Origin of the sequence: Microbacterium sp. UBA837 (assembly GCF_002296025.1) — a bacterium.
Lineage (GTDB): Bacteria > Actinomycetota > Actinomycetes > Actinomycetales > Microbacteriaceae > Microbacterium.
On the sequence record NZ_DBHD01000195.1, the window covers coordinates 1 to 11,385 of the forward strand.

Below are 11,385 nucleotides of genomic sequence, written 5' to 3' on the forward strand. Positions count from 1 at the left end.
GCGAGGGCGTGGTCGGTGAGGCCCGCGAGTGCGCCGAGCGCCTCGAGCCGCGCCGGGACATCGCCGAGGCTGTTGGCGTGCACGGTGCCGGCACCGCCGTCGTGACCGGTGTTCAGCGCCGAGAGCAATTCGCGGATCTCTTCGCCGCGGCACTCCCCTACGACGAGCCGGTCCGGCCGCATTCGCAACGCCTCGCGCACAAGGCGAGCGAGGGTGATCCCGCCGGCCCCCTCGAGGTTGGGTTGTCGCGCTTCGAGGCGCACATGGTGAGGATGCTCGAGACGCAGCTCGGCGACATCCTCGATGGTCAGGATGCGTTCGTCGCGGCCGGCTTCGGACAAAAGCGCAGACAGCAGCGTGGTCTTGCCCGCGCCCGCGGCCCCCGTGACCAGCACGTTCTCTCGGGCGGCGACGATGTCGCGCAGCCGGTCACCTACCGTGGCATCGAACATGCCACGCCGACCGAGCTCAGCCACGGTGACCGATTGCAGGCGCGGGACCCGAATGGATACGAGCGTCCCACTGACCGACACGGGAGGAAGCACAGCATGTACCCGTGCACCGCCGTCCAGCCTCACGTCGACGCACGGGTGTGACTCATCAATGTGTCGACCACCCGCCGCAATCAGAGACACCGCGAGATCACGCGCGTCGGCCTCCGAAAGCTCGATGCCTGCCGCGCGACGCGGCCCGTGGCCTCGGTCGACGAAGACTTGCGGCCCGTTCACGAAAACGTCAGTCGTCGCGGGGTCTTCCAGGTGAGGACGCACGCGCTCCAGCGACGGATGACGCAACCAGTCTGCTCTGCGCAGGGCACTACCACCATCAGGCGCGAACTGTCCGCCTACTCCGCGCCCGGCGGCGGAGGGCGGGAGCGGGACGAAGAGGTCAGGCATGCATCGACGGTAGGCATCCGGTTCCTCGCGGACCGCGCACCGGCGCCATAGCGCGGTCAAACGCGCCGACAAGGCGGGCTGGGGAGGAACGCTGCCGAGCGACAGGATGAAGCCCCAACACAAGAGAAGGCGGCATCCCATCGGGGGAGAGGGATGCCGCCGTGCGACACCGTTATCGGGGGTGGTCGGTGCCGCGATGCCAGAATCAGATGTTCGGCCGCGCACCAGCATACGCAACGAAAGGGGCCGTCACAATCCGTTGTGGAGAATCCACCTGCCCACTTCCGGAGGTAGTGTGCCCGAGCGGTGCTGACTAGCCTTTCGCTAGCTCTCGAGACGAGACGAATCACGAGAACCACTCAAGCCCGCGAAGGAGCGAGCCGAATGAGCAGTCAGATCGACCACCTGCTGAACGAGACCCGGCGGTTCGCCCCGTCTGCAGCTTTCGCCCAGAGTGCGATCGGTCGCGCCGAGCTCTATCAGCGCGCCGCTGACGATCGCGAGGACTTCTGGGCGGAGCAGGCGCGCGAGCTGCACTGGCACACGCCTTTCACAGAGGTGCTCGACTGGTCGACTCCCCCGTTCGCGAAGTGGTTCGCGGATGGCGCGCTCAACGTCGCCTACAACTGCCTCGACCGGCACGTCGAAGCGGGCAACGGCGACCGGGTCGCGCTGCTGTGGGAGGGAGAGCCCGGCGACACGCGCCGCGTCACCTACGCCGAGCTGACCGACGAGGTCAAGCGCCTGGCCAACGTCCTCGAGGGCCTCGGGGTCGGCGAGGGCGACCGGGTCGCCATCTATATGCCGATGATCCCCGAGTCGGTTGCCGCGATGCTCGCCGTCGCGCGGATCGGCGCGATTCACTCGGTCGTGTTCGGCGGCTTCTCGGCCGACAGCCTGCGCGCACGGATCGACGACGCCGGCGCCAAGGTCGTCATCACCGCCGACGGCGGCTACCGCAAGGGCAAGGTGTCGGCGCTCAAGCCCGCCGTCGACGCCGCCCTCAGTGACCGCGGATCGGGGGAGCAAGAGACCGTCGAGCACGTGCTGGTCGTTCGTCGCGGCGAGAACCCCGTCGAATGGACCGAGGGCCGCGACATCTGGTGGCACGACGCAGTGCCTGCGGCATCCGCCGATCACGAGGCAATGCCGTTCCCGGCAGAGAACCCCCTCTTCATCCTCTATACCTCCGGTACCACCGGGAAGCCGAAGGGCATCCTGCACACCTCCGGCGGTTACCTCACCCAGGCCGCCTTCACGAACCGCGTCGTCCTCGACCTGCACCCAGAGTCGGATGTGTACTGGTGCACTGCCGACATCGGGTGGATCACCGGTCACAGCTACGTCACCTACGGTCCGCTGGCCAACGGTGCAACGCAGGTCCTCTATGAAGGAACGCCCGACACCCCGCATCCGGCGCGCTGGTGGGAGCTCGTCGAGAAGTACGGCGTGACGATCCTCTACACCGCCCCGACGGCCATCCGTTCGTTCATGAAGATCGGGCGCACCGCGGTGCAGAAGTTCGATCTGTCGAGCATCCGGCTGCTCGGCTCGGTGGGTGAGCCCATCAACCCCGAGGCATGGATGTGGTACCGCGAGGTCATCGGTGGGGATGCCGCTCCGATCGTCGACACGTGGTGGCAGACCGAGACCGGCGCGATCATGATCTCGGCGCTGCCCGGCGTCACTGAGGCCAAGCCCGGAAGCGCACAGGTGCCGCTGCCGGGAATCGGCGTGGATGTCGTCGACGAGGCCGGCGAACACGTCGGCAACGGGAACGGTGGGCTGCTCGTGCTCACCGAACCGTGGCCCAGCATGCTGCGCGGCATCTGGGGCGACCCGGAACGGTTCGTCGAAACCTACTGGGAGAAGTTCCGCGATCAGGGCTATTACTTCGCCGGCGACGGCGCGCGCCTGGACGAGGACGGCGACGTGTGGCTGCTCGGCCGCGTGGATGACGTCATGAACGTCTCAGGTCACCGCCTGTCGACGGCCGAGATCGAATCGGCTCTGGTCGCACACGAAGCCACCGCCGAGGCGGCAGTTGTCGGGGCATCCGATGAGACCACCGGTCAGGCGGTCGTTGCGTTCGTCATCCTCAAAGAGAGCTTCCTCAAGGCGCACTCCCCCGAGGGCCTCGCTGCGCAGCTGCGGAGCTGGGTCGCCGAACAGATCGGCCCGATCGCCCGCCCGCGAGACATCTACATCGTCGGCGAACTCCCCAAGACCCGGTCGGGCAAGATCATGCGCCGCCTCTTGCGCGACGTGGCAGAGGGCCGCGAGGTCGGCGACACCACGACCCTCGCCGACACCGCCGTCATGTCGGTGATCTCGGCGCAGGTTCGCTGAGCTCGGCATCCGTGGGGTAGGCGAAACCCGCGGGGTAGGACGTTTCGGAACCGAATCGTCTTACCCCGCGATAATTCGTTCGCCCGTGCGGCTCAGGCGAGGGTGAAGACGACCTCGACCTCGACGGGGCTGTCCAGCGGCAGCACGGGTACGCCCACTGCCGAGCGCGCGTGGCGCCCGGCGTCGCCAAAGACCTCACCGAGCAGTTCGCTCGCGCCATTGATGACGCCCGGCTGCCCGGTGAACTCGGGGACTGATGCCACGAAACCGGTCACCTTGAGCACGCCGGTGAGCTTGTCCACGCCACCCGCGGCGGCGGCTGCGGCAGCTATCGCGTTGAGCGCGGACTGACGCGCATAGGATGCGGCATCCGAAGCGGGAACGAGCCCGTGGCCGTCACCGACCTTGCCGGTGGCCGGCAGCGCACCCGAAACGAAGGGGAGCTGACCGGCGGTGTAGACGAGGTCGCCGTGCACCTTCGCGGGGATGTAGGCCGCGACGGGCGGGGCGATCTGGGGAAGATCGATGCCGAGCTCTGCAAGGCGGGCGGAAACGCTCATCGGGTCACTCTCCGAACTGCTGGGCGGCAACGGCTGCCGCATCGAGGCCGGCGTTGGCTGCTCCGCCGCCGGTGGGACGCTTGAAGTATCCGACCAAACCGCCCTCAGGGCCCGGGACCACCTGCACGAGCTCCCACCCCTGCTTGCCCCAGTTGTTGAGGATCGCAGCGGTGTTGTGGATCAGCAGCGGCGTGGTCATGTACTCCCACGTGATCATCGGGGCTCCCGGGTGGTCGGTGATGGCGGGGGAACGGATGCTTCCCTCCAGCCTCGACCTCGCGGGCACGCGCGAGGCTGTCGAGCCTTCGCACAGGAAGCTCCCTTAGCATCAAGCCTATGCCTGAAACGAAACGAACGGCTGGCGGCGTGCTCGGCGGCCTGCTCGGTGTGGTCGGCCTCAGCGCCGTGGCAGGAGTCCTCGTTGCCGCCACCGTGACGCCGGCGATCGCCCTTTCCGGTGCCGCAGCATCGAGCGCGATCACGCTTTTCGACAATCTTCCCAGCGCGCTCGAGATCGATGAGCTGATGCTGCCGACGACCTTCTACTGGATGAACCCCGACACGGGTGAGTACGAGGTCATGACGCAGTTCTATGACCAGAACCGTGACCCGGTGACCTTCGATGAGGTCGCGCCTGTCATGTACAACGCGATCCTCTCGAGCGAAGACAAGAACTTCTACTCCCACGGCGGCGTCGACCTGGTCGGCACCGCTCGCGCCGTCATCTCCGGCGGTTCGCAGGGTGGTGGGTCCTCCATCAGCCAGCAGTACGTGAAGAACATCCTCATCCAGAAGTGCGAGGCCGAGGTCGGCACCGGCGAGGACGCCGATATGACGCAGGAAGAGATCGACGCTGCGAAGATCGCTTGTTTCGAGGATGCGACTGTCGCCAGCGGCGTCGAGGGTTACCAGCGCAAGCTGCAAGAGATGCGGTACGCGATCGCCCTCGAGCAGAAGTACTCGAAGGACGAGATTCTGCTCGGCTACCTCAACATCGCGAACTTCGGCGGCCAGAATTACGGCATCGGTGCCGCCGCACACTACTACTTCGGCGTGAGCCCCGCCGATCTGACGCTCGGCCAGGCCGCGGCGCTTGCCGGCATGGTGCAGACACCGAACCTCTACCGCCTCGACAGGCCGGATGGGTCCTGGACCGACAAGGACGGCAATCCAATCAACAGCGCGGCAGACGGCTATTCACTGACCAAGGAACGGCAGACCTACGTCCTGAACCGGATGCTCGCCGACGGGAAGATCACGCAGGAGGAGCACGACGCGGCGGTCGCCGAACCGATTGTCCCTGTTATCACTCCGGCCGACACCGGCTGTGGGGTCGTCCCCGGTAAGGCGGCGTATTTCTGCCAGTATGCGCGCGGCATCATGGAGAACGACGAGGCCTTCGGCGCAACGAAGGAAGAACGGACGAAGCTCCTCAAACAGGGTGGCCTCAACGTCTACCTGACGATCGACCGGCGCCTGCAGGCCGCTGCCGAGCAGGCGATGGTCGACAACGTACCGACGTCGATCGAGGGCTACACGAACGCCGACACGGGACGCCTCGGCGCTGCGACCACGAGCATCGAGACCAAGACCGGTCGCATCCTCGAGATCACGCAGAACACGAACTTCAGCGAGACGATCAAGGATGACGCCAACTACTCGTCCCTCGTGTACGCCGGCAACCAGAAGTACGGCAACTCGAATGGATTCGAGGGTGGGTCGACCTTCAAGGTCTTCACCCTGCTCCAGTGGCTACAAGAGGGCCATTCCGTGAACGAGGTTCTCAACGGAAACGTCCAGGTATTCAAGACATTCCGCAACAGCTGCTACGGCGACATTACGAACAACACGACGCTCATCAACAACTTCGCGAAGAGTTCCGGCTACGTAGGCACGCCGATGCGCTTCACCGCCGACTCGCTCAACACCGGCTTCCTTGCGATGGCGTCAAAACTCGACCTCTGCGGCATCGAGAACACCGTGGCGAAGATGGGAGTGACCCTCGGCAACGGTGAGCCCGTGCAGGTGCGGGTGCCGTTCGCCGTCCTCGGTCCTCACAACATCGCACCGATCGACGTCGCATCGGCCTACGCGACGATCGCGAACAACGGCGTGCACTGCACACCCAAGGCCATCGATCGCATCACCTACGCCAACGGCAACGAGATAGCCCTGCCGGAAGCGTCCTGCACCCAGGTTTTGGAACCGAACGTCGCCGCGACCGCCGCGTACGCGCTTCAGGGTGTTATGACGAACGGTTCGGGTCGGGCGTCCAATCCGTATGACGGTACGCCCATCCTCGGCAAGACCGGTACGCACGAGGCGAAGCAGACGTGGCTGGTCGGGTCGAGCACGAATGTTACGACCGCCGTCTGGGTCGGCAACTCTGTCGGTGACGCGGACGTGAGCCGCTGGCCGTGGAACCACCTCTACACTCGCCACTCGGTTGCAAAGCCCATCCTGCGGGCGGCAAACGCGCTATACGGGGGGGACGGATTCCCCGCGCCCGACCCGAACCTCACCAAGACCGTCCTCTATGACCTGCCGAACGTGGTCGGCCAGAGCGTTGAGGCAGCGACCAAGACGCTCGAGGATGCCGGATTCGAAGTCATCGTCGGCGACGCGGTCAACTCGACCGAGGGTGCGGGAATTGTCGCCCAGCAGGATCCCGGCGGCGGCAAGGTTGCGGGAGGCACGGTCGTCACGATCTATCCCAGCAACGGACAGGGTGTGACCGTCCCCGCAGTCAGCGGTTCGGTTGATCAGGCGCGAAACACCCTGCAGGGTGCGGGCCTGAACGTCACCGGCGGCACGTGTAACAACCCCGCGGCGACGGCAACCGTGACAGGCACGAGTCCCGGCGCGGGAACGATGGTCGGGCGCGGCTCCACCGTGAACATCAACGTGAACTGTACGGCGCCCGGGCCCACCCCGGCCCCCACCCCGTGAGTTCTCCGCTCGGACGCACCGCCCTCACGACCCTCGGGGTCGTGGGGGCGGTCGGCGTCGGCACCGCCGTCTGGGGCATGGGAATCGAGCGCTACCTCTACACGGTTCGACGCCATGAGGTGCGCGTCTTGCCTGCAGGCTCCGCTCCGCTCCGGGTCCTGCACCTCTCCGACATCCATATGGCGCCGTGGCAGCGTCGCAAGCAGCGGTGGCTTGCAGGACTTGCCGACGAACTTCGCCCCGACCTCGTCGTGAACACCGGAGACAACCTCGGGCACGCTGAGGGAATCACCGGCGTCCGTGCCGCGCTCGACCCACTGCGTGGCATCCCGGGGGCCTACGTGCACGGATCGAACGATCACGACGCCCCACTCCCCCGAAACCCCTTGTTGTACTTCTCTGGGCCGTCGAAGTCTGTGCCCAGGCCCGAGCGGCTCGACGTCGGCGCACTCGACGACTACCTGCAGAACGATCTCGGTTGGCACGAGCTGAACAACGCTGCTGCGGCCTTCCCCGTGGCCGGACGCACCATCGCAGCGTTCGGTGTCAGCGATGCCCACCGGCACTGGGACCGCCTCGAGGTCCTCCCGCCGCTCGTGGCCGACCTGAAGGCGCAATCACCCGACCTCACGATCGGCGTCAGCCACGCTCCTTATCGCCGCGTGCTCGATTCCTTCACGGGGCTCGGCGCCGACATGATTTTCGCCGGACACACCCATGGCGGCCAGGTACGGATGCCCGGATTCGGTGCCCTGGTGGCCAACTGCGATATCCCGCTCGACCAAGCGCGGGGCCTCAGCACGTGGCGCAAGGAGGGACGCTCGGTGCCGCTGAACGTGAGCGCCGGCGTCGGTCATTCGATCTACGCGCCGGTGCGCTTCGCCTGCCGGCCGGAGGTCTCGCTGATCACTCTCACGGCGGTCGAAGCCGACGGCGGTTCGGGCGGCGAGCGCTGATCGGGTAGACTCGAACGGTTGCCACGGGGTGTGGCGCAGCTTGGTAGCGCGCGTCGTTCGGGACGACGAGGCCGCAGGTTCAAATCCTGTCACCCCGACGCATTGTCTTGCGGGAGCCGACCAGAAGTCGGCTCCCGCAAGACAATGATCGCGGTGACTAACGGGCCCCAGCGCCCGAGGCTCCGCACGACGCAACGCGGCGTGTGGAGTGGCCCTGGGGCGCACCCCGACCATCGAGCAAGATCACAACAATCAAGACCTGACGGTGTCGTCGCCCCCTCCCGGAAGGATCCTGATGGCCACCCCTCCCCGCCTGGTTGCGTTCGATCTGGATGACACTCTCGCTCCCTCGAAGAGCGCGATCGATCCGCGCATGGGCGATCTGCTCGTCGCTCTCGCCGCACGCGTCGAGGTCGCGATCATCTCGGGTGGGCAGCTCGCGCAGTTCACGATGCAGGTCGTCGACCGTCTTCCCGAGGCCTCAGCTGACACGCTCGCTCGGCTGCACCTGCTCCCCACCTGCGGCACGCAGTACTACCGGCTGAGCACTGACGGTATCGACACGATCTACGCCCACTCGCTCGCCGACGATGAGAAGCAGCGCGCCATCACCGCCGTCGAGGAGGAGGCCAAGCGTCTGGGGCTGTGGGAGTCCGAGACCTGGGGCGAGATCCTCGAAGACCGCGGCTCGCAGATCACGTTCTCCGCCCTCGGGCAGCAGGCCCCTGTCGACGCGAAAATGGCCTGGGATCCGACGGGTGAAAAGAAGAACCGGCTCCGCGAAGCAGTTGCCGCTCGCGTGCCAGACCTCGAGGTGCGCTCGGGCGGATCGACATCCGTCGATATCACCGCGCGCGGAATCGATAAGGCCTACGGGATGCGTCAGCTCGCCGATCAGACCGGCATCGCGCTCGACGACATGCTCTTCGTCGGTGACCGTCTCGACCCGGACGGCAACGACTACCCCGTGCTCGCCATGGGCGTCACCTGCCAGGCTGTCGAGGGCTGGGAAGACACCGCCGAGTTCCTCGAGGCGCTCATCCCGACGCTGCCTACTCCGTCGGAGCGGTAACCGTCGCGTAGTAGCCGCGGATGTGGTCGGTTACTGCGGCACGCGCAGCTTCGGCCTGGCCCTCGCCGATGAGCTCGACGATCCGGTGGTGCTCGTGGCGCAGGCGGGAAGCAGCGCCGTCCCAGTCGGCGATTCGACGGATGCCCCGCGCCACATATCCCTCAATCGCGTCACGGAGGCCTCCCATCATCGCCACCGTGACGCCGTTGCCTGCAGCTTCGGCCAGCGCAAGATGCAGTTGGGCATCAAGGGCGACGAACTCTTCGGGGCTCAGCGACTCGTCATCCATCGCGGCCAGCACCCGCTGAACGTCGACGAGCACGGGCGACTCTGCGGACGCGAGGTCGGCAACGACAGCCGATTCGAGCGCAATACGGGTCTGGACGACATCCTCGACTGCGAAACTCTGCGCCGCCAGCTGCAGCCGCAGCAGCGCCGACATGCCGCCGGACGGCGTGCCGATGATGATCGCACCGGCAGTCGGGCCTGAACCCGTCCCGGTGCGGATCAGCCCCATCACCTCGAGCACCCGCAGCGCCTCGCGAACACTCGATCTGCCGACACCGAGGGTCGTCGCCAACTCGCGCTCGGGCGGCAGGCGGTCGCCGGGACCGAGTTCTCCACTCATCAGATCGCTCTCGATCCGATCCAGCACGATCCGCCAGGCCTTGGCCGGGGCATCCGTCACAGGCACTCCTTCGTCTGCCTCAGGCTACCCAGTGGTCTGACCACCACCAAACGCGCACGCGCGATGACCACGCAAAACCCCTGCGCCGACGCTAGCGTGGGGGCATGGATCCCCTCCTTGTCGTCATCGGCATCGCCGCCGCTGTCTCACTGTTCTGCTGGGTCGCCTCGATCATCACGAAAGACACCTCGTGGGTCGACCGGCTGTGGTCGATCGTGCCCGCAGTCTACGTGTGGGTGTTCGCGGTCGCCGCACTCGTGGCCGGCGAGGATGCGACGCGTCTGGTGGTCATGGCGGTCCTCGTCACCGCCTGGGGTGCACGCTTGACGTTCAACTTCGCCCGCAAGGGCGGCTACACCGGGATGGAGGACTACCGGTGGGCGATCCTGCGGGCCCGGATGTCGCCCGCGCAGTTCCAACTCTTCAACGTGTTCTTCATCGTGCTGTACCAGAACGCGCTGCTCGTGCTGATCTCCCTCCCCGCCCTCATCGCGTGGCAGAATCCGACGCCCTTCACCGGATGGGATGCCGCCTTCGCCGCACTGTTCGTGCTGTTCCTCGCCGGCGAGTTCATCGCCGATCAGCAGCAGTGGGACTTCCACAAGGCCAAGCAGGCCGCGGGCGGGACGCTCGAGCCCGGATTCCTCACGACCGGACTGTGGCGCTACAGCCGGCATCCGAACTTCTTCTTCGAGCAGGCGCAGTGGTGGGCGTTCTACGCGCTCGGCGCCACAGCGGCCGTCACCGCCGGCGCGGGACTCTGGGGCGGCGCCTTCAACTGGACGATCATCGGCGCGGCACTGCTGACCGTCCTGTTTATCGGCTCCACAGTGTTCACCGAGTCGATCTCGGCATCCAAGTACCCGGAATACACGCAGTACCAGCGGACGACATCGATGCTGGTACCGCTGCCGCCGCGTCAGCGGCCTGCCGAAGCCAACGCCTGAGGCCGCCGCGGACGGAGGGGCTCAGCGTCCGTCGATGCGCCCGCCGGACTCGCGCAGGTAGCACTCGGCGCACATCGACTCGTACGTGACCCGGTCTGTCGAGAGCTCGTCGATCGCGACCTGATCACCGTCGAAGACGAACCTCCCGCCGACCAGACGGGCGTTGAAGATCGCCTTACGGCCGCACCGACAGATCGTCTTGAGCTCTTCGAGCGAGTGGGCGAGCTCAAGAAGCCGTCGCGATCCCGGGAACGCGTGGGTGCGAAAGTCAGTGCGGATGCCGTACGCGAGCACCGGTACACCATCGAGCACGACGATCCGGAGCAGATCGTCGACCTGCTCGGGTGTGAGGAACTGCGCCTCGTCGATGAGGAGACATGCGACATCCGTGCGACGGCCTTCGGCTTCGGGAACGAGCGCTTCGTTCTCGCGGCGAACCAACTGTTCCCGGTGGTGCGCGAACAGCTCACGCAGGTCAGCGACGGGAGGGATGAGGAAGTCCACGGGGCGCGTCACACCGAGCCGACTCGAGATGTGATCGGCTTCCTTCGTGTCGATCGCGGGTTTGGCCAGCAGCACGTGCTGACCGCGCTCCTCGTAGTTGTACGCCGCCTGCAGCAGGGCGGTGGACTTTCCGGAGTTCATCGCTCCGTACCGGAAGTACAGCTTCGCCACGATCGAATCTCAGCTCGACGGATAGGCGAGCATTACGCCTTCAGCGCGAGGACGTTCGCGGTCTCGGCAAGGGTCTGCTGCGCGGCATCCGGGTTGCTGTTGAGGTGCCCGCCGTAGCTCGGGATGAGGTCGCGCAGCGTCCCCTCCCACTCGCCGATGCGGTCGGGGAAACTCGACTTCAGGATGCCCAGCATGATCGCCACGGCAGTCGAGGCACCCGGGGAGGCACCCAAGAGGCCGGCGATCGTGCCGTCGGCCGAACTCACGACCTCGGTGCCGAACTGCAGCACGCC

General features: G+C 66.4%; 11 protein-coding genes and 1 tRNA gene. 6 read left to right on the forward strand and 6 right to left on the reverse strand.

Features of this window, described 5'->3' with window-relative positions:
* A partial coding sequence (locus B3587_RS13960; protein WP_292729767.1) for a CpaF family protein occupies positions 1–896 on the reverse strand: 896 nt, incomplete at its 3' end.
* A gap of 384 nt (positions 897–1,280) precedes the next feature.
* On the opposite strand from B3587_RS13960, the gene acs reads away from it, so the two are divergent.
* On the forward strand, positions 1,281–3,245 hold the full coding sequence (gene acs / locus B3587_RS13965) for an acetate--CoA ligase (RefSeq protein WP_292729770.1): 1,965 nt from the start codon (positions 1,281–1,283) through the stop codon (positions 3,243–3,245).
* Positions 3,246–3,337: 92 nt separating this feature from the next.
* Here the strand turns inward: acs and B3587_RS13970 are convergent, their stop codons facing one another.
* Positions 3,338–3,805 (reverse strand): RidA family protein, encoded by a 468-nt coding sequence (locus tag B3587_RS13970; protein ID WP_228178004.1) that lies wholly within the window; start codon positions 3,803–3,805, stop codon positions 3,338–3,340.
* Positions 3,806–3,809: 4 nt separating this feature from the next.
* Complete coding sequence (locus B3587_RS13975; protein WP_228178003.1) at positions 3,810–4,022, reverse strand: DUF4177 domain-containing protein; 213 nt, start codon at positions 4,020–4,022, stop codon at positions 3,810–3,812.
* A 119-nt stretch (positions 4,023–4,141) separates the two neighbouring features.
* Here B3587_RS13975 and B3587_RS13980 point away from each other — a divergent pair, with 119 nt between their 5' ends.
* From B3587_RS13980 to B3587_RS13995, 4 genes are all read left to right on the forward strand, one after another.
* Positions 4,142–6,754 (forward strand): transglycosylase domain-containing protein, encoded by a 2,613-nt coding sequence (locus tag B3587_RS13980; protein WP_228178002.1) that lies wholly within the window; start codon positions 4,142–4,144, stop codon positions 6,752–6,754.
* Positions 6,751–7,710, forward strand: a complete 960-nt coding sequence (locus tag B3587_RS13985; protein WP_228178001.1) for a metallophosphoesterase — start codon at positions 6,751–6,753, stop codon at positions 7,708–7,710. The genes B3587_RS13980 and B3587_RS13985 overlap by 4 nt, the downstream gene beginning before the upstream one ends.
* Positions 7,711–7,734: 24 nt before the next feature.
* Positions 7,735–7,808, forward strand: a tRNA-Pro gene (locus B3587_RS13990).
* 197 nt (positions 7,809–8,005) lie between these two features.
* Positions 8,006–8,782, forward strand: coding sequence for an HAD-IIB family hydrolase (locus tag B3587_RS13995; protein ID WP_228178000.1), 777 nt, complete (start codon positions 8,006–8,008; stop codon positions 8,780–8,782).
* Here the strand turns inward: B3587_RS13995 and B3587_RS14000 are convergent.
* The gene (locus B3587_RS14000; RefSeq protein WP_228177999.1) at positions 8,763–9,470 is read right to left on the reverse strand and encodes a FadR/GntR family transcriptional regulator; all 708 of its coding nucleotides are present in this window, start codon (positions 9,468–9,470) and stop codon (positions 8,763–8,765) included. The genes B3587_RS13995 and B3587_RS14000 overlap by 20 nt on opposite strands.
* Before the next feature lie 104 nt (positions 9,471–9,574).
* On the opposite strand from B3587_RS14000, the gene B3587_RS14005 reads away from it, so the two are divergent.
* Positions 9,575–10,417, forward strand: coding sequence for a DUF1295 domain-containing protein (locus B3587_RS14005; RefSeq protein ID WP_292729776.1), 843 nt, complete (start codon positions 9,575–9,577; stop codon positions 10,415–10,417).
* 21 nt (positions 10,418–10,438) lie between these two features.
* On the opposite strand, the gene B3587_RS14010 is transcribed toward B3587_RS14005, so the two are convergent.
* Positions 10,439–11,092, reverse strand: coding sequence for a thymidine kinase (locus B3587_RS14010; RefSeq protein WP_228177997.1), 654 nt, complete (start codon positions 11,090–11,092; stop codon positions 10,439–10,441).
* Between the two features lie 32 nt (positions 11,093–11,124).
* Positions 11,125–11,385: malate:quinone oxidoreductase (locus B3587_RS14015; RefSeq protein ID WP_292729780.1), on the reverse strand; the 261-nt coding region annotated here is incomplete at its 5' end.